Origin of the sequence: Acinetobacter sp. GSS19 (assembly GCF_028621895.1) — a bacterium.
Taxonomy (GTDB): Bacteria; Pseudomonadota; Gammaproteobacteria; order Pseudomonadales; family Moraxellaceae; genus Acinetobacter.
On the sequence record NZ_CP117520.1, the window covers coordinates 1,335,927 to 1,359,205 of the forward strand.

The 23,279-nt window shown below is 44.4% G+C and carries 23 protein-coding genes; 7 read left to right on the forward strand and 16 right to left on the reverse strand.

The window, feature by feature from the left end; all coding sequences use genetic code 11:
- Nucleotides 1–10: 10 nt before the first annotated feature.
- The 6 genes from PGW99_RS06440 to PGW99_RS06465 all read right to left on the reverse strand — a co-directional run bounded on the left by PGW99_RS06440 (nt 11) and on the right by PGW99_RS06465 (nt 4,811).
- Nucleotides 11–649 carry a MotA/TolQ/ExbB proton channel family protein gene (locus tag PGW99_RS06440; protein ID WP_273776763.1) on the reverse strand — a complete coding sequence of 213 codons (639 nt, stop codon included), beginning with the start codon at nt 647–649 and terminating at the stop codon, nt 11–13.
- A 48-nt stretch (nt 650–697) separates the two neighbouring features.
- Nucleotides 698–1,585, reverse strand: a complete 888-nt coding sequence (locus PGW99_RS06445; RefSeq protein ID WP_273776764.1) for a ParB/RepB/Spo0J family partition protein — start codon at nt 1,583–1,585, stop codon at nt 698–700.
- On the reverse strand, nt 1,582–2,364 hold the full coding sequence (locus PGW99_RS06450) for a ParA family protein (protein WP_273776765.1): 783 nt from the start codon (nt 2,362–2,364) through the stop codon (nt 1,582–1,584). The genes PGW99_RS06445 and PGW99_RS06450 overlap by 4 nt, the downstream gene beginning before the upstream one ends.
- A 24-nt stretch (nt 2,365–2,388) precedes the next feature.
- On the reverse strand, nt 2,389–3,021 hold the full coding sequence (rsmG, locus tag PGW99_RS06455; protein WP_273776766.1) for a 16S rRNA (guanine(527)-N(7))-methyltransferase RsmG: 633 nt from the start codon (nt 3,019–3,021) through the stop codon (nt 2,389–2,391).
- An 84-nt stretch (nt 3,022–3,105) separates the two neighbouring features.
- The gene (murU, locus tag PGW99_RS06460) at nt 3,106–3,795 is read right to left on the reverse strand and encodes an N-acetylmuramate alpha-1-phosphate uridylyltransferase MurU (RefSeq protein ID WP_273776767.1); all 690 of its coding nucleotides are present in this window, start codon (nt 3,793–3,795) and stop codon (nt 3,106–3,108) included.
- On the reverse strand, nt 3,795–4,811 hold the full coding sequence (locus PGW99_RS06465; RefSeq protein WP_273776768.1) for an aminoglycoside phosphotransferase family protein: 1,017 nt from the start codon (nt 4,809–4,811) through the stop codon (nt 3,795–3,797). Before PGW99_RS06465 ends, murU begins: the two co-directional genes overlap by 1 nt.
- Before the next feature lie 120 nt (nt 4,812–4,931).
- On the opposite strand from PGW99_RS06465, the gene PGW99_RS06470 reads away from it, so the two are divergent.
- Together PGW99_RS06470 and PGW99_RS06475 are read left to right on the forward strand one after the other, a co-directional pair.
- Nucleotides 4,932–7,346, forward strand: coding sequence for an LPS-assembly protein LptD (locus PGW99_RS06470; protein WP_273776769.1), 2,415 nt, complete (start codon nt 4,932–4,934; stop codon nt 7,344–7,346).
- Nucleotides 7,346–8,653, forward strand: coding sequence for a peptidylprolyl isomerase (locus PGW99_RS06475; protein WP_273776770.1), 1,308 nt, complete (start codon nt 7,346–7,348; stop codon nt 8,651–8,653). Before PGW99_RS06470 ends, PGW99_RS06475 begins: the two co-directional genes overlap by 1 nt.
- Before the next feature lie 99 nt (nt 8,654–8,752).
- Here the strand turns inward: PGW99_RS06475 and hfq are convergent, their stop codons facing one another.
- From hfq to tsaE, 4 genes are all read right to left on the reverse strand, one after another.
- Nucleotides 8,753–9,271, reverse strand: a complete 519-nt coding sequence (gene hfq, locus PGW99_RS06480) for an RNA chaperone Hfq (protein WP_273776771.1) — start codon at nt 9,269–9,271, stop codon at nt 8,753–8,755.
- 95 nt (nt 9,272–9,366) lie between these two features.
- A complete protein-coding gene (gene miaA, locus PGW99_RS06485; protein ID WP_273776772.1) occupies nt 9,367–10,311 on the reverse strand; it encodes a tRNA (adenosine(37)-N6)-dimethylallyltransferase MiaA in 945 nt (314 codons plus the stop codon).
- Nucleotides 10,312–10,317: 6 nt separating this feature from the next.
- On the reverse strand, nt 10,318–12,270 hold the full coding sequence (mutL, locus tag PGW99_RS06490; RefSeq protein WP_273776773.1) for a DNA mismatch repair endonuclease MutL: 1,953 nt from the start codon (nt 12,268–12,270) through the stop codon (nt 10,318–10,320).
- Entirely contained in the window at nt 12,260–12,736 is a 477-nt protein-coding gene (gene tsaE, locus PGW99_RS06495) for a tRNA (adenosine(37)-N6)-threonylcarbamoyltransferase complex ATPase subunit type 1 TsaE (RefSeq protein ID WP_273779454.1), read from the reverse strand. The genes mutL and tsaE overlap by 11 nt, the downstream gene beginning before the upstream one ends.
- 159 nt (nt 12,737–12,895) lie before the next feature.
- Here tsaE and PGW99_RS06500 point away from each other — a divergent pair, with 159 nt between their 5' ends.
- The 3 genes from PGW99_RS06500 (at nt 12,896) to PGW99_RS06510 (ending at nt 14,768) form a co-directional block, all read left to right on the forward strand.
- Nucleotides 12,896–13,807, forward strand: a complete 912-nt coding sequence (locus PGW99_RS06500; RefSeq protein WP_273776774.1) for an RluA family pseudouridine synthase — start codon at nt 12,896–12,898, stop codon at nt 13,805–13,807.
- 108 nt (nt 13,808–13,915) lie between these two features.
- Nucleotides 13,916–14,215 (forward strand): type II toxin-antitoxin system RelB/DinJ family antitoxin, encoded by a 300-nt coding sequence (locus tag PGW99_RS06505; protein WP_273776775.1) that lies wholly within the window; start codon nt 13,916–13,918, stop codon nt 14,213–14,215.
- Between the two features lie 109 nt (nt 14,216–14,324).
- Complete coding sequence (locus PGW99_RS06510; RefSeq protein WP_273776776.1) at nt 14,325–14,768, forward strand: GNAT family N-acetyltransferase; 444 nt, start codon at nt 14,325–14,327, stop codon at nt 14,766–14,768.
- Here PGW99_RS06510 and PGW99_RS06515 read toward each other — a convergent pair.
- Nucleotides 14,758–15,471, reverse strand: coding sequence for a pseudouridine synthase (locus PGW99_RS06515; protein ID WP_273776777.1), 714 nt, complete (start codon nt 15,469–15,471; stop codon nt 14,758–14,760). The genes PGW99_RS06510 and PGW99_RS06515 overlap by 11 nt on opposite strands.
- Before the next feature lie 133 nt (nt 15,472–15,604).
- On the opposite strand from PGW99_RS06515, the gene PGW99_RS06520 reads away from it, so the two are divergent.
- Nucleotides 15,605–16,060 (forward strand): DUF441 domain-containing protein, encoded by a 456-nt coding sequence (locus tag PGW99_RS06520; RefSeq protein ID WP_273776778.1) that lies wholly within the window; start codon nt 15,605–15,607, stop codon nt 16,058–16,060.
- A gap of 21 nt (nt 16,061–16,081) precedes the next feature.
- Here PGW99_RS06520 and PGW99_RS06525 read toward each other — a convergent pair whose 3' ends face one another.
- Together PGW99_RS06525 and PGW99_RS06530 are read right to left on the reverse strand one after the other, a co-directional pair.
- Entirely contained in the window at nt 16,082–17,260 is a 1,179-nt protein-coding gene (locus tag PGW99_RS06525) for an MFS transporter (protein WP_273776779.1), read from the reverse strand.
- Nucleotides 17,261–17,433: 173 nt separating this feature from the next.
- Nucleotides 17,434–18,354: a LysR family transcriptional regulator gene (locus PGW99_RS06530; RefSeq protein ID WP_273776780.1), complete on the reverse strand. Its 921-nt coding sequence runs from the start codon at nt 18,352–18,354 to the stop codon at nt 17,434–17,436.
- 253 nt (nt 18,355–18,607) lie between these two features.
- On the opposite strand from PGW99_RS06530, the gene PGW99_RS12415 reads away from it, so the two are divergent.
- A complete protein-coding gene (locus PGW99_RS12415) occupies nt 18,608–18,820 on the forward strand; it encodes a hypothetical protein (RefSeq protein WP_443098186.1) in 213 nt (70 codons plus the stop codon).
- Between the two features lie 614 nt (nt 18,821–19,434).
- Here PGW99_RS12415 and pgaD read toward each other — a convergent pair.
- From pgaD to pgaB, 3 genes are read right to left on the reverse strand one after another with little or no spacing between them, the layout of a single operon-like run.
- Complete coding sequence (pgaD, locus tag PGW99_RS06535; protein ID WP_273776781.1) at nt 19,435–19,887, reverse strand: poly-beta-1,6-N-acetyl-D-glucosamine biosynthesis protein PgaD; 453 nt, start codon at nt 19,885–19,887, stop codon at nt 19,435–19,437.
- A complete protein-coding gene (gene pgaC / locus PGW99_RS06540) occupies nt 19,884–21,170 on the reverse strand; it encodes a poly-beta-1,6-N-acetyl-D-glucosamine synthase (protein WP_273776782.1) in 1,287 nt (428 codons plus the stop codon). Before pgaC ends, pgaD begins: the two co-directional genes overlap by 4 nt.
- A gap of 11 nt (nt 21,171–21,181) precedes the next feature.
- Nucleotides 21,182–23,182 carry a poly-beta-1,6-N-acetyl-D-glucosamine N-deacetylase PgaB gene (pgaB, locus tag PGW99_RS06545; RefSeq protein WP_443098187.1) on the reverse strand — a complete coding sequence of 667 codons (2,001 nt, stop codon included), beginning with the start codon at nt 23,180–23,182 and terminating at the stop codon, nt 21,182–21,184.
- Nucleotides 23,183–23,279: the final 97 nt, after the last annotated feature.

The following is a 23,279-nucleotide window of genomic DNA, read 5'->3' on the forward strand; positions in this document are numbered from 1 at the left end:
GTTCACCCACTCAACTGGCCTGCTTGATCAAGTTTTGTGCAGACTTAGGGCGCTGATAGAACAAAGCTGCGTGAAACAGCGTCGATTGTTGTTCTAGTTCAGTAACATATTCCATGACTAAACGCTGAAAATAACGGTAAGCAAATAATGCAGGAATCGCGATCAGCATCCCCGCAGCCGTTGTAATTAATGCCTTAGAAATGCCGGGAATCATCAAGGTTGGATTACTGGTTGACCCCAGATCAATCACCAAAAATGATTCAATAATCCCGAGCACCGTCCCCAAAAGCCCCAGTAAGGGTGCAACAGCACTCAGGGTCCCTAGAAAGTTAATGTTTTTTTCCAGATAGCCAATTTCTTTGGAGGCCACTGCTTCCATCTGCGCACGCGCAAACTGCTCAGTCTGATCCTGCGCCTGCTGTCCAGCATGCAAAATCCGCCCCAAAGTTGTGCTTTGCAATTGCGGGTTTTGTTCCAACACGCTGAGGACTTGCGGTAAAGATTGGGCTGACTCAAGCAATAAATTTTGAGGTAAAACGGCTGATTTCTTTAACCGAATAAACCGTTCAACTGCAATCGCCACAGTAAAAATTGAACACAAAACTAATGGCAGCATCAGCCAGCCACCCGCTTTAACCAGTTCCCACATCTTGCTTCCCCAAAGTTAAAATTCCCTCATAAAGAGGGACATGATGTTTTATTCAGCCAAACAGATATTCAAAATACCATCCAGTTCATCTAATGAATGGTAGTGAATGACCAACTTACCTTTACCCTGTTTGTTATGGTCAATTTTGACTTCAGCCCCAAAACGTTCGGTCAGTTTTTGCGTTAACTGTTGCAAGTCAGATGAGACCGTAGTTTTGGCTTTATCTTCTTTTGGCATATTCCAGTCACGGGCCAACTGTTCCGTCTGACGTACGGATAGGCTTTTCTCTATCACCATCTCTGCAACCGCCAACTGGTCCTTGGCCTTAAGTGTCAAAATCGCACGGGCATGTCCCATATCCAGCAAACCTTGCTGCATGAAATCTTTCACCGGTTCAGCCAGGCTCAATAAACGCAAGAAATTACTCACTGTAGTACGTGCTTTTCCGACTGTATCTGCAATTTCTTGATGGCTTAAACCGAACTCGTCATGAAAACGCTGCAAGGCCAAAGCCTGATCTATCGGGTTTAAATCCTGACGCTGAATATTCTCAATTAATGCCAGTGCAATCGCAACCTGATCATTCAGCTCGCGCACAATGGCTGGAATTTCACTCAGACCTGCCAGTTGGGCTGCACGCCAACGGCGTTCACCCGCAATAATTTCATAAGGATGTTTTTCATCATCGACCGGACGCACCACAATCGGCTGCATCACACCATGTTTTTCAATCGATGCTGCAAGCTCCTGCAAGTCTTGTTCATTGATAAAACGGCGTGGCTGATAAGCGCCGCGTTTTAACAGATGCACATTCATCTGTTTCAACTGACCATGGTCCAAACTTTGCGCTTCGAGTTGAAGTTTCTCTTTTTGAATGGAACCAAGCAAGGCATCTAAACCACGGCCTTTGGCCAGTCCACGTTTTTTAATGGTCATGCTTGCATTCCTTTTTTCGCTTTAGTCTTCTTTAACATCTCAGCCGCCAGATTCAGATAAGCGACCGCTCCTTTCGAGCTTTTTTCAAAATAAATAATCGGCAAACCATGCGCTGGCGCTTCCGCTAAACGTACATTACGCGGAATAACGGTGTCATAGAGTTTCTTGCCAAAATATTGCTCAAGCTCTGCCGACACATCCCTGGTTAATGCGTTACGCGCATCATACATGGTGCGTAATACACCAATAATTTGCAGCTCCGGATTTAAGGCTTGCTGGATACGGTCAATCGTCTGAGTTAAATCAGCCAGACCTTCCAAAGCATAATATTCGCACTGCATCGGGATCATCACACCGTCGACTGCGGCCAAGGCATTAATAGTGATCAGGCTTAAACTAGGTGCACAATCGACAATGATGTAGTCAAAATCATCACGAATCTGGTTCAAGGCTTCACGTAAAATAAATTCACGTCCTTCCTGCTCTGCAATTGCCAGTTCCACACCGGCCAATTCACGGTTGGCACCCAACACCTTATAACCAACTTCAGCTTTACTGATCGCCGTTTCAATCGGTACTTCACCGAGTAGGACATCTGTCACTGAATACAGTAAATCATTTTTCTGGATGCCGGAGCCCATCGTGGCATTGCCTTGGGAATCCATATCCACCAACAGCACACGTTTTTTCAATACGGCCAGTGATGCAGCCAAATTCACTGCGGTTGTGGTTTTACCTACGCCACCTTTCTGGTTCGCAATTGCAATAATCTGAGCCATGGTAACCCCAATCCTTCAAATGAATTAAATACGTTCTAATAACAATAAATGACGCTGTTCATCGAGTCGCGGGACAGCCAACTCAATCACCTTGCAGGAAAATTCGACTTGCAACTGCTCAATCTCATCCTGTGGAACCAAGCCCTTCATTGCAGCAATAATGGTTTTTTCGTGCATATACGGTTTGGAGGCATCCACAAAATCAAGTAACGAAGCAAAAGCGCGGCTAGTAATCACATCAAACTGGCCCAACTCGCGAATACTGTCTTCGTTTTCCACACGTGTTTGCACGGCAATCACATTTTTTAGTTTCAGATCAGCAATAAACTGCTTCAAGAAACGGATTTTCTTGCCATTGGAGTCCAGTAACACGCACTGTCGTTCCGGCTGACACAAGGCAATAATCATCCCCGGCATCCCACCACCGGTACCGATATCGAGCAGGCGGCCTGCAGGCAAGTCTTTCAAGATCGAGAGACTGTCCAGCAGATGTTTCACCAGCATTTCTTTCGGATCACGAATCGCCGTCAGGTTATAAGCCTTGTTCCACAACACCAAGGCATCTTGATATTTTAATAATAAACCTAAAGCTTCGTCGCTCAAATTCAAGCCAAGTGCTTGACTTCCCTGCTTTAACTCTTGAAAAAAAGGGTGCATAGATAGTCAACATCTCAAAAAATTTAATGAAGTATACCGATTTATTCAGCGTGGAACAGTAGTGAACGTCTAGCGAATATGCACTTAATCGTATAGACCCTGACGAATTTGTTGATCCAGTGCACTTAATCGCTCAGGGGTGCCAACATCAACCCAGCTGCCTTGCATTTTTTCTGCAGCCACTCGCTCATCATGCATGGCCTGCCTTAACAGCGGTGCCAATGGTCGCTTGCCCTGCTCTAAACCATAAAACATTTCTGGGGACAAAACCGCAATACCACTATAAGTTAATGCTTCACCGGCTTTCTGCTGTTCAAAGGTATAAGCACGTCCGTCTAACAGATGAAAATCACCGGTTGGATGTTGTACAGGATTCGGAACAAACACCAGATGTGCAAGATCACGATGCAATTCAATCTGCTGCAAGGGTGCAAAGTCCATGGTGCTCCAGACATCACCATTCACCAGAATAAACGGATCATCTCCCAGCAAAGGTAAAGCACGGATAATCCCACCGGCAGTTTCCAGTCCCTCACCTTCGTGTGACCAGAGAATTTCCACACCGAACTGAGAACCATCGCCCAAAGCGGCTGCCAGTTTATCTCCTAACCATGCGGTATTGATGACAATCTGGTTCACACCCATTTTTTGCAGCTTTTCGATATGCCAAACAATCAGTGGCTTGTCTGCAACCTGTAGCAGTGGTTTTGGGGTATGCAGCGTTAAAGGTCGCATCCGGTTGCCTAAACCTGCCGCGAGAATCATGGCTTTCATCAGGCAACCACCTCATAGACACCATATTTTTCTACAAATTTAGGCATGACACGCTGCTGGATAAACTGCATAAAAGGTTCCAGTTCAGCATAACCTTGGCTTTCTTGTAGTAAGTACCACATCACGCGCGGTAAATCTTTCAAATAGCCGGACTTTCCATCACGTTCAAACAGACGGACAAAAATACCCAAGATTTTGATATGGCGCTGAATCGCCATCAAATCGGCTTCACGTTTGAATTGCTCAAAACTGCGGTTCTGGGTTGTGGCTTCTGGCAGCAATTCATAAAACATCTTAAACCAACGATACACACGATCCGCATTCCACTGTACATAGGCATCCCGAGTAATCGAAATCAAGTCATAAGTATAAGCACCAATCACCGCATCCTGAAAATCAATCACACCCAACTCTTGCTCACCGGCAATTTTCATCAGGTTACGGCTATGAAAATCACGGTGTACAATCACTTGTGGCTGTGCCAGTGCAGCTTTGGCCAAAAAATCGAACGCTTGTTCAATGATCACTTGCTCATTTTGAGTGGTTTCAATCTGCAAAGAAGGCAACATCCACTCAGTAAGCAGATGCATTTCAGTCAATAGTTTCTCGTAGCTATAGGCAGGTAACTGACTCGCAGCTGCATCAATTTGCTGCAGTTCGATCAGCTGTTTAAAACTTTGCAAATAGTAATGATCGACACTAATCTCATTCAACAAGGTTGAAAGCAGTGTGTCGCCAAAATCTTCAAGCAATAAAAAACCATTTTGTTCATCTTTGGCCAAAATCTGCGGGACACGAACTTCATGTTGTCCTAAAAACTCGGCGATTTTAACAAAAGGTCTGACATCTTCTTTTTCTGGTGGTGCGTCCATCAACATCAAGGTTTTATTATTGAGCTGGATGCGGGCATAACGACGAAAGCTGGCATCGCCTGGTAAGAAATTGATCTCAAACAGATCTGAAGCAAGAACAGAGCTAACCCATGTATGTATCAATTGTTCGCGTTGTGTATTCATTTGCAATAAAATCTAAAACAGGCTGAGTTTTTTAAAGTCTTAAGTGTAGCCACTTATCAAGTTTTTCTCTATGATGCGACAATAATTAATTGCGAAAAGCATACTTGGTTAATGAGACAAATGAAGCATCAGTTTAAATTTAATCCTTTAGCGACTGCTATTTTGACCCTACTCTGTGGTAGCTCGATATCAAGCTATGCTGCGTCAACAGAAACAGCGTCAACACTCAATAACGAACAATTACAAGACACATTGCAAGAAGCTTACCCGGGGCAAGCTTTTTTTGAGCAGTATTATGTTGATAAATCTGCACCTGAAGCACAGCAACGACAAAATGGTTTCAGCTCACAGTATTGTCAAGGTGCGTGGGTCACTCCGATTCAACCGTCATCTGAAACATTGGATCCCGAGCAAACCACCTCAACCATTACTGCGGATTATGGTCACTACAATCCTTTAGGAGACTCTGTACTCGAAGGCAATGTTGTGATTGACCAGCAGGGTCGTATGATCCGCGCAGATAAGATCACTTTGGATAAAACCCAGACCTTTGCCAAAGCCGAAGGACGAGTGCAAATGGCACAAGGCGGCTTACTCGCACAAAGTGATCAGATCAACTACAACCTGCGTACTCAGATCGGGGATCTCAACAACAGTTTTTATATTGCTGAACAGCAACATGCACATGGCCATGCTGACAAGATTGCCCGCACATCACCGACCGTTGCGGTCTTAGAAAACGCCACTTACAGTACCTGCCCACCCGATCAAAGTCCTACCTGGAAAATTCAGGCCGATCGCATTGTGCTTGATCAGGATACAGGGCGTGGTGTAACCCGCAACACCAAACTTTATATTAAAAATACGCCAGTAATGGCGGTACCTTACTTTAATTTCCCGATTGATGACCGTCGCACCACCGGGATTCTTAATCCAAGTTTTGGTTATACCAATGATGGTGGACCTCAAATTTCGGTACCCGTTTACCTCAATTTAGCACCTCATTATGATGCCACTGTAACACCACGTTATCTCGGTGGGCGTGGTGCAATGCTAGAAGGTGAATTCCGCTATTTAACTGAGAGCTTCGGCCAAGGAATGCTCTGGGGCGGATATTTGCCATCAGATACAAAGTACAATGATCAAGACCGTAAAGATCTACACTTTTTACACAACTGGCAAATCAACAATACCCTTGCAACCAATCTTGAATATAACTACGCATCCGATAAAGATTATTTTGCCGACCTGAATACCAATCCCAACTCCAAAACCGATTTAAACTTGCGTCGTGTGTGGCGTTTAAATTATTACAACGATATTCCCGGCTTATCAGCTCAACTAAAAGTTGAAAATTTCCAAACTTTAGACAAAACCGTCAAAGATCAAGATAAACCGTATGCACGCTTACCTCAATTTTTACTCAATTATGTCACTGGAAATCGACAAGGGCTCGAATACGAGTTCAACAATGATACAGCTTATTTCAAAAAATCTATCAATGATATGACCGCTGCAAATGAAGGTACCCGTATTTACAACCAATTTGCAGTTCGCTACAACTATCGCACACCATGGGCCTTTATCATTCCAGAGGGTTCTGTTCGCAGCATTAATACCTTTGCCGATCGTAACTCAGATACCCGTAATGCAGATACATCGACCATCGTGCCACAGTTCACTTTGGATACTGGACTAACATTTGAACGTGACGGCAAATTTTTGCAGACTTTGTCACCTCGTGCATTTTATGCCTACGCACCTTATGAAAACCAGGATAACTATCCGAATTTTGATACAACATCAGCCTCAATTAACTACAATCAATTATTTAACCCCTACCGTTTTTATGGACACGATCGCTTAGAAGATAATAATTTTCTATCACTTGGTTTGAGTTATAGCCTCTTAAATTCTGAAGGACTTGAAGTACTAAAAGCGAGCGCAGGTCAAAGTCACTATTTTGAAAATCGTCGTGTTCGACTGACAGAGAATGAGAAAATATACTCCGACTCTAGAACTGGGCCGATTCTCAACCTATCTAGCCAACTTTCAAAATACTTTACAATTAATGCGAATGCTGCTTGGATGCCAAATGGAGACAATGCACAACGTGATTTCCAAATGTATTACACGGGCGAACATGGCAATCTATATAATTTAGGCTATTTTAACCGCAGAGAGATTATTGACCGTCAGAAGTACTATGATCAAGTGGTTGCATCATTCATACAACCGATTCATAACAACTGGCGTATGATGGGCCATGTTCAGTATGACCTCGACAATAATGTCGCACGTGAATATCTACTTGGCGTAAATTATGAATCATGTTGCTGGGCGGTATCAGTCTACGGGCATTCCTATTATAACGATCTTGACAATGTAAATGATTCGTCGGTAAAGCCAAACCGTGCAATTATGGCGGAACTGACATTAAAAGGTCTCGGAGCATTTAACAATAAATTGGCATCGCTACTCGAGAATCGAATTTCAGGTTTTAATAAGATTAATCAGTATTGGACACAACGTTAATGAAAACGAAGTATATTCAACAGTTTTTTAAAGCAACCACGCTCGCACTTTGCATTTCAGTTTCTATCCCATCATTCGCTCAACCAGCCAATGACGAAGTAATTGCTGTGGTTGATAACAGTGTCATTTTACGTAGTGATTTAAACCAGCTGCTTGCAGAAACCAATTATCAGTCAAAACAACAAAACCAAACTCTTCCCCCTCAATCAATACTTGAGCAACAAGCCTTAGAAAAACTGATTCTACGCCAAGCTGAACTACAGCAAGTTAAACGTTATGGTCTCAAGGCCGATGAACGTGCACTGAATGAAACAGTTTTAAAAGTTGCTCAGCAATTCAAGGCTGGCTCCCTAGAAGAATTACAACAAAAGTTAGATGCACAAGAACCTGGCAGTTATGCCGCGTTACGTAGTCGTATTGCCGATGATCTGGCAATTAACCAGTTGCGTCAGCAGCAGGTGATGTCACGTATCAAAATCAGTGACCAAGATGTTGCAAACTTTTTGAAATCACCGCAAGGCCAAGCAGCATTGGGTAATCAGGTTCACTTGATCCACGTGCGAATTTCAGCAACCGGACAAGACCAGATTGCACAAGCCACTGCTCAACAAGTCAGAACAGCACTACAAAACAGTAATGATGTCGCTGCGCTTAACAAACAATACAGTAATAATGGCATTCAGGTGGAAGGTGCTGATATGGGATTCCGCAATCTTGCAGAAATCCCGGCAGAACTGGCTGCTCAGGCAGCTGCCTTACAGGCGGGCCAGACGAGCGCATTGATTCCATTACGTGATGGTATCCATCTGATTAAACTCATTGAACGGAAAAATAGCGAGCAGCGTGCTATCGTACCTCAATATCAAACCCGCCACATCCTGATCCAACCTTCTGAAGTCGTCAGCAGAGACAATGCCAAACAGATTATTGAAAATATTTATAATCGTTTGAAAGCGGGTGAAGACTTCGCTGTACTTGCTGCAACTTTTTCCAATGATCCAGGCTCTGCACGTGATGGAGGAAGTTTGGGTTGGGTGAATCCAGGTGTCATGGTCCCTGAGTTCGAAGAGAAAATGAAAAATACCCCTGTTGGGCAAATCAGCGAGCCTTTTCAGACACAATTTGGCTGGCATATTCTACAAGTCACCGAAACGCGTCAGCAGGATATGACGAACGAGTACAAAGAACGCATGGCACGCCAGATTCTAGGTGAACGTCAATTTGATACTGAGCTAGACAGCTGGTTGCGTGAAGTACGGGGTAACGCGTATGTTGAAATTAAAGACCCAGAATTAGCCAAGAAATAAATGAGTCCAACAAAAGCCCTGTCAAAATAACAGGGCTTTTTAAATTCTGCATATAAATTAAAAAAAGGCCTCTGAAGAGGCCTTTTTTTATATTACATCTCAACGATTATTGTCATCGTCTTGAGTGTCTTCGAATTTAGTATCGTTGTCGAAGCTTGGTGCTGATTGACCACCGAAGCCGCCTTGGCCACCAAAGCCACCTTGACCACCGAAGCCGCCTTGACCACCAAAGCCACCGCCCTGACCACCAAAGCCACCGCCCTGACCACCAAAGCCACCGCCTTGACCACCAAAGCCACCGCCTTGACCACCAAAGCCACCGCCTTGACCACCAAAGCCACCGCCTTGACCACCAAAGCCACCGCCCTGACCACCAAAGCCACCTTGTGCACCTGCTGGAGCACCCGCTGGACGTGGATTACGCGCTGGCACAACAGTTGAAATAGCATGCTTGTAAACCATTTGGCTTACGGTATTTTTTAATAATACAACGTATTGGTCAAAAGACTCGATATGACCTTGTAATTTAATACCGTTCACAAGGAAAATAGAAACAGGAATACGTTCTTTGCGGAGAGAATTCAAGAACGGATCTTGTAAAGTTTGACCTTTAGACATTTTATAACTCCAAAAAAAAATTAAAAATCAGCGCAAAAAAAACTATCTTTATGTGTCAGTTAAAATTTATAAAAAGATAGTTGTTAAATTTTGCTTTATCCGTAACAGTTTCGCAAGTCTTGTCGCGCTAGCTCAATCGTCTCATAAGTTTGAAAAACGTGCAGTTCTTGCAAAGAACGTAACCAAGTATATTGACGTTTGGCCAGTTGTCGTGTTGCAAATAGTGCCTTATCTTCCATTTCTTGCTGTTTTTTCTGACTTTTATCGCTTTTTAATAAAAATTCGAACACCTGACGGTAGCCTACCGCACGCATTGAGGGTAAATCCACATTTAAATCGTATTTTTCAATGATTGACTCTACCTCATTTAAAAAACCGATTTCCCACATTTTGTGTAATCTTTGTTCAATACGTTTATGTAATTCTAACCGATCGGGCATCAATGCATAGTTATGAAATGTATAACGATACGGCTGATTTTTAGGCTGTTCTGCCTGTAATTTTGTAATCGGTTGGCCGGTCAGTTTATACACTTCAAGTGCACGAATAATCCGCTGTCTGTCACTCACCTTAAATTTGTTACCTGCCAATGGATCGACTGCCACCAATTCTGCATATACCGACTCCCAGCCTTCCGCTGCCGCTTTTGCCTCAATTTCAGCACGTACCGCATAATCCGCACTTGGCAAATTGCTGGACAAGCCTTCTAATAAGGCTTTGAAATACAACATGGTTCCACCCACAAGCACTGGAATTTTGCCTTGTAGATGGATGGCATCAATCAGTTGGCAAGCATCTTCTACAAACTGGGCTGCAGAGTATACTTCGAGTGGACTAATAATATCGATGAGGTGATGCGGATATTGCAGCTGCTCTTGCTTGCTTGGCTTTGCTGTGCCGATATCCATATCCCGATACACTAAAGCCGAATCGACGGAAATCAGCTCAAACTGACCACGCTCATAAAGCTCACATGCCAATGCGGTTTTACCACTTGCGGTTGGCCCCATCAAGTTAATGACAGGCAATTGATTTGACATAGAAGCTTACTCTCCTCGAGCAAATAATTTATCTAATTGTGCCAATGGGAAAGCACGCCAGGTTGGCCGGCCGTGATTACACTGACTGGCAAATTCAGTCTGTTCCATCTGGCGTAACAAGGCATTCATTTCGGACAAACTCAACTGACGATGCGCACGAACAGCACTATGACAGGCCATTCCAGCCAGAATATGATCACGTTTCTGCAATAAGGCGTGTGCCTCATCACGGGGGTCAAGATCAGCCAGTAACTCTGGAATCAATGCAGCAAAATCAGCCTTATGTAAAATCGCTGGCACTCCACGTACAACTACCTGCTCATCACCATACTGATCAATATCCAATCCAAGCCGTTGTAACTGAGGTTTCAACTCATCCACCCGCGCCGCTTGCATCCGGCTAATCGGTATTACTTTTGGAATCAACAATTGTTGAGAGATCCAGAACTCGGGTTTATCCCAGGCTTGTTTCATTTGCTGCAATACAATCCGCTCATGCGCAGCATGCATATCTACAATAATCAGGCCTTCAGTGTTTTGTGCCAGAATATAAATGCCATGTAACTGGGCAATCGCGATGCCCAACGGGAATTCATCAACCTGATGTGATGGCTCTTCCGCCTGTTGCATAGTAGGTGCTGCAGATGTTTCCTCTGTTCGCAGCGGTGCAAGATAGCTTTTTAAAGCATTATTCAGTTGAGCCGAAGCCCCTGTATAGGGTTGTGGCTGATAGGCCACTGACCGTACTTGGCTGGCCTGAAAGTCAGTTAACAACTCCGTTGAAGCCTCTTGTTTCTCCAGCGGTGCATCGGTAGGCAGATCCGCTACACGATGGAGTTGAAATTGCTCTTGAAACCGCGGTTGGATTGCTGTTTGCGCTGTCTGTTCGGTTTCAATTTTTAATGCTTGTGCTAAATCAGCAGTTGCGGTTTGAAATTGTGCCAAGGTTTCTTTGGCATAATGACGCACAAATTCATGCACTTCACGCTGATTCAAAAAGCGGATTTCATGCTTGGTCGGATGCACATTGACATCGACATTTTCCGGATCCACCTGCAAAAACAGCAAATAGGCGGCATGCTGATGACCATGCAAGATCCCGTCATACGCCATACGGAGCGCATGGGATAAAGTTTTATCTTTGACAATCCGACCATTCACATAGACATATTGCAGATCTGCTTGTGCACGTGCATCGGATGGATGCCCTAGCCAACCAGACAGGCGCATATTGATACTTTCAGCATCAATCCAATACGCATTTTCGGTAAATGCACGTCCCAACAGTTGCTGAACCCGCTGAAACCGCAGCTCACCACTATCTGCAACCGGCAGATTTAAACGGATCGTATCGTTATGTTCTAGAACAAAACGAATATCAAAATGGGTTAATGCCAAACGGCGGACAATTTCTTCAATATGGCCAAATTCAGTGCTGGGTTTCTTTAAGAATTTACGCCGTGCAGGCACATTAAAAAACAGATCCTGTACACGTATATGTGTGCCTTTTTGCGTGGCAACCGCCTGTACCTGCTGATGAGTAAAAGCCGTTCCATTGACCTCAACTTGATAACCAATGCCAGAGTCATCTTGGCTACTGGTCAGCGTTAAACGTGAAACAGCCGCGATCGAAGCCAAGGCTTCCCCGCGAAAGCCGAGACTGACAATCGCCTGTAAATCTTCAGCACTCTGGATTTTACTGGTCGCATGGCGCATCACGGCAAGCGGCAAATCTTCCGTATGAATCCCGCGACCATTGTCAATAATTTCAATTAGCGTGCTACCACCCTGCGCTACCCGAATAATCAGCTCGGTCGCACCGGCATCAATCGAATTCTCCAACAGCTCCTTGACCACGGATGCCGGGCGCTCAATCACCTCACCTGCAGCAATCTGGTTGGCCAGTGCAGGATCAAGCGTATGAATACGACGTTCAGCAGTATTTTGCTCAAACTGCATGTAAAGCACCCTGCAGACGCTGGTATAAGGCTTCTGAATCCATGGATAACGTGACTTCACGTCCGGTTTCTTCTGCAGTTTTCTGCAGATCGATTTCTAGATCAGCCGCTGGAATCTCATCACCACCTTTAGATGGCCATTCAAACAGAAACAGACCATTCGGCGTTTCCAGATAATCGCGAATACCCATCAATTCCAGCTCATAGGGATCCGTCAAGCGGTACAAATCAAAATGAAAAATATCACGCCCGTTGACCTGATAAGGTTCCACCAAGGTGTAGGTCGGACTTTTCACTGAGCCTTGGTGCCCCAAACTGTGCAGATAATGTCGGGTCAGCGTCGTTTTGCCTGCCCCAAGATCCCCCATCAAATAAATCACGCCGGAAGTAAAATGCTGTGCCAAAACCTGTGCCAGATTTTGGGTATCCTGTTCATTGTTTAAGATGACTTTCAATGAATACTGCATATCACTCACAACATGATTCAAAATTACAAACATGATAGCATTGCGAGACTTTAAAGCCTATGTTGCCGGTTAAGATTGCGGCTTTTTTCATCTTTTCCAGTGCAACTGTCCAGCTTTTTTAGGCGAAGCCATTTCCCATGAATACTTGATTCTCCTACTATGCTAAACACTGATTTCACTCCTCCGATGCTTGATGGGGTCTGCGCCAGCAAACTGCACCTACCACCGCAATCCCTGGTTTCAGTACACACCGTATTCGAGTATCTGTGTCAGGAATTTCCCCATATAGATCCGGCAGAGTGGCAACAGCGTTTTCATGATCACCTCATTTATGATGCTGCAGGAAACCAGCTCCAGCTAAACAGTCCCTATCAGGGCAATAGTCATGTGTTTTACTACCGCTTTCTGGCGCATGAAATCGAGGTTCCTTATGAACATCAGATTCTGCATGAAACCGATGATCTGCTGGTGGTTGATAAACCACACTTTCTAACGATGAGTCCCACCGGACAGTATGTACAACAGACCCTGCTCGTGCGGCTGAAAAAACAAACCAACAATGCCGATTTAACGCCAATCCATCGTTTGGATCGTGAAACTGCTGGTGTCGTCCTGTTTTCCAAACGGCCGCAAAGTCGCGGGCTGTATCAGCAGCTGTTTGCAGAGCGACAAGTAAAAAAAATCTATCATGCGATTGCAGGCTACCGTGCAGACTTACCTTTTCCTCAAACCATAAAGCTCAGAATGCAAAAAGGTCAGCCTTTTTACACCATGCAGGTGGTTGAAGGAGAAGCCAACAGCGAAACCCATATAGAATTATTAGAACAGCACAATGGCTGGGCCAAATACCGGCTTTCACCACATACCGGCAAACAACATCAGTTAAGGGTACATCTGAATCATTTAAATATTCCAATCCAGAATGATCCACTTTACCCGGAGGTGCAGCATAAAGCCGAGGATGATTTTTCCTGCCCTTTACAACTTCTCGCCAAAGAAATTTCCTTTCCAGATCCTGTCACTGGTCAGATCATGCACTTTTACTCCAATTTTGAACTCACATTGAAATGATATTGTAATGACATTTAACAGACTTTAATTTGCTCAGATCATTGAAATTACATCGTGATTGTTTAAAATAAAGTCTGAAAAAATTCTTATTCTTTTGGTTTAAAATTCATGCGAAAAACAGAGGTTTATCAAGTCCGACTTGATTCACAAGAAAAAAAACAAGCCTTCGCGGTCTTTAAACAGTTGGGGATTACACCGGCACAAGCGGTACGTTTGTTTTTCAAACAAGTCGTATTAACCAAGTCCATTCCTTTCGCAATAGAAAACCAGAACATCAATATGGAACAGTTATTGAAAATGCGAAAGGCAAAATCTGAAGCTAAAGTTTCAACGTCTGGATTGGATGATGAACACGAAGCCTTGTTTGAAGAATTAAATGCGTTACTCAGTGAAACCGACAACCGTTAATTTTGACGTTTTAATGTCACTGTTCGCGTAAACAAAGTTATAACGTTTTAGTGCTCATTTTTTGGTTATGCTCTGTAAAGAATAAAAATAGTCTTGCAGGAAGCACACCATGATTGTTCGTAAAGCTGAATCTGAAGATTTACCTCAACTGGCTGTCTTGTTTGATGAATACCGCCAATTTTATGGTGCTTCATCTGATCTGGAAAAATCGCTCGATTTTCTACAACAACGTTTTCACAATCAGCAGAGTGTCATTTTTATCCATGTGAAAGATGAACTCATTACTGGCTTTGTCGTACTGTATCTTGGTTTCTCTTCGGTAGCCTGTTCAAATTATTACATTCTCGATGATGTCTATGTCACCCCTGCTTACCGGCGTCAAGGTTCAGCCAAGCAGCTGATCGATACGGCGATTTTATTTGCACGCCAGCAGGAGGCTTTACGCATCACCTTAGAAACCCATAAAACCAATACTGAATCGCAACAGTTATATGAAAAAATGGGATTTATTCAAGATGGCGAATTCCAGACCTATCATTGCTTTATTCGCTAGCCCGGGTTTTGGCCAGATTGACCTGTTCTTCTGTCAAATAAATCCATTGCCCTTCATTTAAGCTATTCAAACTTAAAGCCCCAATTTGCTGGCGGTGTAAGGCTTGTACTTTATTACCTACGGCGGCCAACATGCGTTTAACCTGATGATAGACACCCTGATGAATGGTCAAGCTTAATTGATAGTCAGATAATCGGATGACATCAGTTGCAGCATACAGTCCTTTTTCGTTGCGCAATTCGACACCTACCTGTAATTGCTGGATCTGCACCTCACCAATTCGGTCTACCGTGGTCACATGATAAACTTTCGCCACATGCTTACGCGGATGGGTTAAGGCTTGTAAAAAGGCACCATCATCGGTCAGCAGCAATAAACCGGTGGTATCCTGATCCAGACGTCCGACACACTGCAATCCCCGATTGAGTAGAACTTCAGGAAACAGATCAAAAACACTGTGATGATGCAAAGGCTGGTGTGAACATTCATAACCTTGCGGTTTATTCAGTGCAATATAGACCTTTTCACGGTAATGATAGGTCTCTCCATACACAGTAAAGGGCATTTCGGGATAAGGCTGAATCGACTGTTTCATGTCCGTACAGACTTGACCGTCCACAGTGACTGCTGCATTTTTGATTAACTGCTGACAATGTTTACGCGAACCAAATCCTTGCGATTGCAACATTTTTTCCAACAGCATGTTCAGCCCCATCATCAAAATCAACAGCAGGCATTGTATACCGTTTCCGCCAGAAGTCATCCCATCCGTACAAGCTCGGTAAAAAGGCGTACAATTCTGTCTCTGTCGCTCAAACCAGAGTTTTTGCTTTGCTATGCTCTCCCATCTTGACTTAAACCTCATCGTGCTGATTATTCTGCTAGCCTGCGGTATTCTCAGTCACAATTCCACTATTACCCTAGCCGCTGCAATTTTAATTATTGTACGCATCACGCTACTCCACGATTTTTTTCCCTACATCCAGCAGTATGGCCTGCATCTGGGAATTCTAATCCTGACGGTTGCAGTCCTGACCCCAATTGCCAGCGGTGCAATCCCAGGAGAAGCTATTCTCAAGTCCTTTCTCAACTGGAAATCTCTGCTCGCGATTGCCGTGGGTGTCGGTGTCGCCTGGTTAGGGGCACGGGGTGTCAGCCTGATGAGCCATCAACCTAATGTGGTCGCTGGATTGCTGATTGGGACGGTTGCTGGTGTTGCCCTACTACGTGGTGTTCCGGTCGGTCCACTAATCGCCGCCGGGATTTTATCTTTATTAATCGGCAAGTCTTAAGCCAAATTTAGCTGTGTTTATTTATCCATAACGGCTAAATAACCTCTGGCTCAGCAGTATGCCGATGATCGAAAAAACCGCCATCAAGATGCCCACCCAAAACCAGCTCTGTGTCGTGGAAACAATCACCGCAACGGTCGGCGGTAAAACAAATTGAGACGTTGCAGAGAACTGCAACACCAAACCGACGGTGGTACTAATCGCAATCGGTTGAGCGGCAAAGCGTAAGGCCTGAGAAAAGACAATCGCCGCCACAAGACCACCAAACAAAGAAAAGGCAAAGACCAAGCAATATTGCAAGAGAAATGGCAACTGATCCTTAAACAGATAAAAACCCAGCGTACACAGCATCATAACGACAAAACCACTTTGTACTAAAGTTTTAGGCAATAAACCCCGTTGCAGTAACAGGCCACAGATAAAAGTTCCAACCGCATTGGCGATGGTGACACAGGCAGTGAGTGCGCCCGCAAGCTGCAGACTGAGTTGATTTTGCTGATAAATGGTAGGCAAGAAACCCACCAGACTTAACCACTGGCCCGCATAGACCCCAAAAATCCCAGCCAAGATCCAAGCAGGTGGATGCCGCAAGGTCATTTTAATCAATTCAGCAACCGGAACCTGTTCATGCTGCTGGGTAGGCAAATGTGGGATGACTTTGACAATAATGATCGCAAGTACGGCACTTAACACTGCCAACCCGATCCAGACACCCTGCCAGCCCCAATACGGCAATAAAAATGGAGTGATAAAAAGTGAAATCCCCATCCCGCCGCCCATATAGGCACTCCATAGCCCCATACGGACATGTAGTTTTTCCACCGGTACCAGTTTACGGATCAAGGCAGGTGTACTCAGGGTCACGATTAAAAAACCGAAACCTTCTATAACACGTAACAGTAGCATCAAATTGATACTGTGCGAGCGACTCCCCAGATAGCTGCCCATGCTGAGCAACAGCAAGCCCAGCACAATACAACGTTTCAGGCCAATTTTTTCCGTATAACTGCCAAGTGTCAGGGCAAACAACATTCCCGCCCCTTGAACCAGCGATAACAGGAATCCCGCCTGAACCAGCGAAATTCCCAACTCAGCCTGCAGTACTGGGACTGCGGGAGGCAATTTACCAATGTGCATGGCAGCCACAAAGCCCGCCACAATAATCCACAGATCTTTACTCATCCATTTAGACTGAGACACGTCACTTTTCCTTGTTGGTGATGCCTCTCAGCTTAACAAAGACCCAGTATTTTTTTAGTCATTATTCTGATCATTAAATTGTTTTTTACGATGAATAACAAAATCTTGAGCTCATAACCTAATCTCAATTTTAATGTAATGATCACGTAAACCAAAAAACACCAAATGCATCACTAAGCCGGATAGTATTGATGACGTTTCTGCGAGAACTTATCCAGTTGCTTTAAAAAACCTTCAAAGTAACTTTTGTCCTGATCTTCGCTACGATAACCCGCATATAAGGTACGTCGCAAACCTTGAGGTGAAACACAATCCAGACGGCGACTGGTCACCCATCCTTTTTGTTCATACTCATTGACCACCCAATCCGGCAAGGCTGCAATCCCTCGGCCACTCGCAACCAGCTGAATCAACATCTGGGTTAAATCTGTGGTGCGGATCTGTTTAGGTTGGATATTTGCAGGTAAAAACAGACGCGCCATAATGTCGAGTCGATGCTTGTCTACCGGATAGGTAATGAGCGTCTCTTCTGCGAGCTCCTGTACGGTAATCCGCTCAGTACGCACCAAGGGATGGGTATTGGAAAGCACCAAACGCGACTCATACTCAAAAATCGGAAAGTACTCAATGCCCTTCAGGGCAATCGGATCGGCTGTAATCAACAGATCAAATTCACCATTTTGCAACAGTTCGTGCGGATTCGATTCAAAACCGGAAGCAAAATCCAGATCCACATCCGGGTATTGTTGACGATATTGGTTCAGCAATGGCATCAGCCAGTCAAAACAGCTGTGACACTCAGAAGAAAAAATAATACGACCGGTTTGACCATGCACAATTCGAGCAATATCGGTTTGTGCAATCTGGATTTGTGGCAAGACATCATCTGCCAGTTTCAGCAAACGCTGTCCGACATTAGAAAAAGTCACCGGACGGGTTCTGCGGTTTACCACTTCTACCCCATACCAATGATCAAGCTCTTTCAACTGATGAGAAATGGCAGAGGGCGTCAGGCATAAATCATTGGCAGCCGCCACCAGCGAACCATGCTCTCGTAAAGCCAAAAGTGTTTTAAGATGTCGAAGTTCCAACATAACAGCATAATAAAAATGAATTTAACTCAATATAGCATAGATTTAATTAGTCAGTTTCACTTTAATTTCTCATGCATCCTATGCCCAACAATGCATAAGCAGAATCGGTTCTTGTCATGGCTTTAATACCAATATCGGAGGTGATCCCCGTATTGCAGCCAAAATCGAACTAAATAGACCCGATTGATGCAGGTCTACACTTATTAATTTTTAGAAATTCTGTATGTTATGACAGCATCTTAATGTATTCAGTATGCGTAAGCACCATCTCTGCTGTTTTAAAGATGCTGAGAAATTAAACTCCATAGATCCGAAATTCTATCTGGCACGTGGTCGTACACCCTGCTGTCCAGACGTCGATGCACTGGAAATAATCAAATGGTCTTTTGCAAATAATCATTACTTAATTCTTGAATTAAATTCAGCTCAAAAATTTAAAACTGTTTTTTTTGATTTAATAGCATAAGTGGATCGTGCTAAGGCATTAAACCACTCCATTAAGGTTGTGGTCCTAAGCAGAGAAACCCATAGAACACTGTGGCTATGCTACAGATCACACTCCGCTTCAAGCCAATCCTGACTCGTTGGAATTTTCAGATTTATGCTCAAGTGTTTGATGATTTAGGTGTTGGTGGTGTGGACTAGTAGGTACGGCTAAACGCAGATGGCGTTCACACAGAGGGTAAAATGGCGCAACAGGTGCGCGCCAAGTTGGTGGTGACAACGTGATTTGTTTGGTTGATTTTGCTGTCCAATGATCACCCTCTTTTAACATCACAAAGCGTTCTAAAATTTTTTAAAGCTCAAAAGAGATCTCGAACAGAATCTCTCCTGTTTTTGTTGCTCACATAGCAAAAATAAATAATGTTTACTCAAACTCATCCGTTCTAGTAATACTACACATCAAAATCGTAAAGCCCCTCTAATCAGCAACGACAGCAACTCAATAGTCGCATCAATTGACATCTATACTGGTAAGAACGACTCCTCACCCTGAACATTCCCTCAGCTTCAAAACTAAAGAAATAAAGTGATATAAAAAAAGCCCTGCAGAGTGCAGAGCTTTGACTTCATCGCTGCTTAGTTAGATGAATGGGGTTCACCATCTTTACTGACGGTGACATTGGCACGTAGATCCACAATTTTTCCAGTCTGATTATGAAAAACTGTCAGATTTTTTGCCCCCTGCGCCTGGGTCAGCACGCCATGATCAAGCTGATAAAAATTGGCATAGTCCTGGCTATTATAGCGGTTCAAATGTTGCACACGCTTTGCCGGGATATAAGTTGCCCACATCCACAAACTAATCGCGCAAGCAAACAGAATCACCAGATAATGCTGAATACTAATCGCACCCAATACCTGTTCAAATAAATGTGGGCGATGAATCGCGATAAAGCCCATCGCGACCACCAACAGCGGCTTCCATAAACCAATCCAGCCCATCCACAACAAGGCTGTCGTGGTATTGGAAAGATATCTACGATACCAAGGCAACTGATGACGTAGATTAATAATCAATTTTGCACTCATCTTGCCACCTTCTCATCCGAAGTTGAGACACGAATACCACGGTCTGGACTGACCCAGCGTGCACGCTGGCCAGTACCCATCAGTAGAACTTTCGGAAATGCCACAATCGAAGCGAACAATGTAATGATCCAGAAAATAAACGGATACCAGATCATCCAGTAAATATTACGCAGCAAGTATGGCTCATAACGACTGTCCATCCATTTACTGATCACAAACTGCACCAGACAGGTCAAACCTAAAAACAGCCCACTTCCGGCAGGTAACACGGGTGAACTTGCCACCAGATCCAAACTATGTGCCGGTAAAATCAGCTGTAACAGCCATATCAGGACAATCAAACAAAGTGAATAAGCCCACAGCAGCGTACAGCACATTTCAATAAGTAACGGCCATAAAAAATTCAGCTTGGGTTGAAACAAGGCATCAATATTTTTAACCAGAACCTGTGCACCCCCCATCGCCCAACGCAAGCGTTGCTTCCATAAGCCTTGTAAAGTTTCAGGCATCAAAATCCACACCAAAGCATTCGGTTCGAATTCGATATCCCAACCGGCACGTTGCAATTTCCAGCTAATATCAATGTCTTCTGTCAGCATATCGCTTGACCAATAACCCACCTCATGCAAAGCGGTTTTACGGAAAGCGGTAATCACCCCGGAAACCGTGAAAAGTCGACCGAAACTACGCTGGGCACGCTTAATCATGCCTACAATTGAGGAGAACTCACCAACTTGAATACGGCCAATCAGCGTTGAGCGGGTTCGGATACGTGGATTACCCGTCACGGCTGCGATCCGTTTATCCGCGATAAAATGACGAACCATCCAGGTCGCAACATGCGGATCAAGCAAGGCATCACCATCAATACCGATCAGGTATTCTGCATCGGTCACCAAGGCACCAGCTTGTAGCGCCATCGCCTTACCTTGGTTTTCTGCCAGATGCACCACCCTTAAACGCTCATGTTCCAGACAGAGGCGATCCAAAACTGCTGCAGTATTGTCCGAACTACCGTCATTAATCGCAATTACTTCAAAGTCGGGATAATCCAGTGCCAACGCGTATAATAGCGTTTCCTCAGCATTATCTTCTTCATTAAAACACGGGATCAGCACTGCAACCTTCGGGGTTTCTGTAAGTGCAGGCGGCTGATCATAATCCGGCTGTTTGCGTTCGGTACGGTAAAAGCTCAAGGCGCCAATCATCCATAAATAGGCCATAAGCATAGGGTAATAAAAACTGAAACCAAGAATGGTTTTCCACAGCGAGGTTAAAAACATGAGAATATCCTTTATGGCACCATGCTGTTACTTTTCTGATCAAAAGCCTTACTCACGATCGCTGGATCCGGATGTTCCTGAATAGGATCATCCGGATAATAGGCCACATGAATTGCTCCCTGCTGATACAGGCTGTTGATCGTGTTGGCAATTTCAGTCGATGGAATTTTTTGCTGGTTGCGCCAGTCCACCGTCTGTAACTCAAATACGGTTTTTTTCAAACCTTCAGGATACTGTTTCACCCGGTCTAGCATTTCTGCGTAAAACTGATCAGGCTGCGCGACATTTTCCATATACGGCATGGCCATGATGGCAGTAAAGTCGTAGTTCTTAAGGGATTCTTCCAAGGATTGCGAGTACCAGTTCTCCGCATAGGGCTTAAGTGCTACTTGTGCATAGAGATTACGGGCAGTCATTAAAAATGGCTGATAACGTCGTACTTCAGTCACCAGACTTTTCGCAAAATTATCCAGATAACTGGTTTTAAATGCCGTCCATTTCTGTAATTGCTGGTCATCCTGTCGCACTTTTACAAAATCAGTCGACATGCCGTTTTGTGCATACACCGTTTTCGCAATCGGGCTGACGTCCTCATAGTCTGACAAGGTCATGTCATCGTGGAACAGCAAGCCGTTGAATGGGGTAGATTTCGCGAGATCCTGATAAATCTCTGTGACCACACGGCGCACTCGTGGTGAAAATGGGCTGACACGCAAATAACCCATATTCAAACGGTCTTGCTGTGGTCCCTGCTCAGTTTCAACCCGATCCTGTGCAGCAGGCTCATTTTTAGGAAATTCCCAGGCCATAATCGGCATCCAGGCATAGACGCGGCGGACTGCTGTACGCGTCTGAATAGACCAGGCCACATGATTGAACAAGTCAGCACGTAACGGAATATGACGATTCGGGAAATACACCAGATCTGCCGAGCCATTACCATCCGGATCCGAAAATGCCTGCAAATAGACGGTATTGACCTTCATGGCATTAATGCGGTCGAGTAACACACCCAAATTTCGTTCTTGCTGTGCCGGATCTTTGTCATAGATATAATCCAGATCAACATGCATGATTTTCTGTGGTCGGTTGTTATCCGTCTGATTCAACTGGCGGCTTTGAATTTCAGTTTGTAGCGCCTTGGCATCCATATCCCGATCGACCAGCACACGGGTTAAAGCACCGAGTGAACTCTGCACATGGTTGATCCCATCATCCAGCGTCATGGTAATAGGCATGCCTAATTGAGCTGCAGTTTTCACCACAAAGCTATTATAACGGCCATACGGCCACACCATAACCCGTGGGCTTTTTAAGCCATGTTGACGCAGTAACTGATTATTGGTTTTTAGGTCTTTGAAAATCCGCTGGTTATATTGCGCATCACTCTCATAACTATGGGTATGATCATGATAGGCATGGACGATGGCCGCGGCTTCTGAATCATGTTGTGGATTGGCGTTAATGCCTTTATGCAGATCATAACTATGGCTCGCGACCTCAATCAGCCCGGAATCCTGCATGGTCTTCATTTCCTGCCAGGACAAGAACTTGTCACGTGCTTGTTGCTCTCCCGCAAAATCAACGGGCTGGGTGTCTTTCGGTTCAACCCATTTACCGACTACAGCAATCACGGCGGGAATTTTCATACTTTTCAGCACTGGAAAAGCATTTTTATAAAATGTTTTGTAACCATCATCAAAGGTAAGCATCACCGCGTGTTCGGGTAATGGCTGTTTTCCTTTATGTGCTGCCAGTACCTGATCGACACTAACAAAATGATAGCCATGTTGTTTCAGTGTATTGAGGTGCTGCGTAAGTTGCTCCACCGAAACGGCATAGCTCGGAATGAGTGGTCGATCTGCATGACTCACCACTTCATGATAACTGATGACAATCAACTGGTCGGAAGTGCTAGATGGTTTTTGTGGGGTAGTCTGTGCATTGGCACCGAAGGCAAAGCATGTAATACCCAGGGCAAGCATTGTTTTTTTAAGCAAGGGGAAATTCATAGATCGTACTCGCTCACAACGAGCCTATTATCGATTACCAAGGAAGCCATTTAAATCCGCCAATCTTAAGCGAATCTTAAAAAGTGTGAGGGATATC

Excerpts from the sequence above, each read along its gene's own strand:
- PGW99_RS06440 (WP_273776763.1), bottom strand. The coding sequence starts at position 649 with ATGTGGGAACTGGTTAAAGCGGGTGGCTGGCTGATGCTGCCATTAGTT.
- PGW99_RS06445 (WP_273776764.1), bottom strand. The coding sequence starts at position 1,585 with ATGACCATTAAAAAACGTGGACTGGCCAAAGGCCGTGGTTTAGATGCC.
- PGW99_RS06450 (WP_273776765.1), bottom strand. The coding sequence starts at position 2,364 with ATGGCTCAGATTATTGCAATTGCGAACCAGAAAGGTGGCGTAGGTAAA.
- rsmG (WP_273776766.1), bottom strand. The coding sequence starts at position 3,021 with ATGCACCCTTTTTTTCAAGAGTTAAAGCAGGGAAGTCAAGCACTTGGC.
- murU (WP_273776767.1), bottom strand. The coding sequence starts at position 3,795 with ATGAAAGCCATGATTCTCGCGGCAGGTTTAGGCAACCGGATGCGACCT.
- PGW99_RS06465 (WP_273776768.1), bottom strand. The coding sequence starts at position 4,811 with ATGAATACACAACGCGAACAATTGATACATACATGGGTTAGCTCTGTT.
- PGW99_RS06470 (WP_273776769.1), top strand. The coding sequence starts at position 4,932 with ATGAAGCATCAGTTTAAATTTAATCCTTTAGCGACTGCTATTTTGACC.
- PGW99_RS06475 (WP_273776770.1), top strand. The coding sequence starts at position 7,346 with ATGAAAACGAAGTATATTCAACAGTTTTTTAAAGCAACCACGCTCGCA.
- hfq (WP_273776771.1), bottom strand. The coding sequence starts at position 9,271 with ATGTCTAAAGGTCAAACTTTACAAGATCCGTTCTTGAATTCTCTCCGC.
- miaA (WP_273776772.1), bottom strand. The coding sequence starts at position 10,311 with ATGTCAAATCAATTGCCTGTCATTAACTTGATGGGGCCAACCGCAAGT.
- mutL (WP_273776773.1), bottom strand. The coding sequence starts at position 12,270 with ATGCAGTTTGAGCAAAATACTGCTGAACGTCGTATTCATACGCTTGAT.
- tsaE (WP_273779454.1), bottom strand. The coding sequence starts at position 12,736 with ATGCAGTATTCATTGAAAGTCATCTTAAACAATGAACAGGATACCCAA.
- PGW99_RS06500 (WP_273776774.1), top strand. The coding sequence starts at position 12,896 with ATGCTAAACACTGATTTCACTCCTCCGATGCTTGATGGGGTCTGCGCC.
- PGW99_RS06505 (WP_273776775.1), top strand. The coding sequence starts at position 13,916 with ATGCGAAAAACAGAGGTTTATCAAGTCCGACTTGATTCACAAGAAAAA.
- PGW99_RS06510 (WP_273776776.1), top strand. The coding sequence starts at position 14,325 with ATGATTGTTCGTAAAGCTGAATCTGAAGATTTACCTCAACTGGCTGTC.
- PGW99_RS06515 (WP_273776777.1), bottom strand. The coding sequence starts at position 15,471 with ATGCTGTTGGAAAAAATGTTGCAATCGCAAGGATTTGGTTCGCGTAAA.
- PGW99_RS06520 (WP_273776778.1), top strand. The coding sequence starts at position 15,605 with ATGCTCTCCCATCTTGACTTAAACCTCATCGTGCTGATTATTCTGCTA.
- PGW99_RS06530 (WP_273776780.1), bottom strand. The coding sequence starts at position 18,354 with ATGTTGGAACTTCGACATCTTAAAACACTTTTGGCTTTACGAGAGCAT.
- PGW99_RS12415 (WP_443098186.1), top strand. The coding sequence starts at position 18,608 with ATGCGTAAGCACCATCTCTGCTGTTTTAAAGATGCTGAGAAATTAAAC.
- pgaD (WP_273776781.1), bottom strand. The coding sequence starts at position 19,887 with ATGAGTGCAAAATTGATTATTAATCTACGTCATCAGTTGCCTTGGTAT.
- pgaC (WP_273776782.1), bottom strand. The coding sequence starts at position 21,170 with ATGTTTTTAACCTCGCTGTGGAAAACCATTCTTGGTTTCAGTTTTTAT.
- pgaB (WP_443098187.1), bottom strand. The coding sequence starts at position 23,182 with ATGAATTTCCCCTTGCTTAAAAAAACAATGCTTGCCCTGGGTATTACA.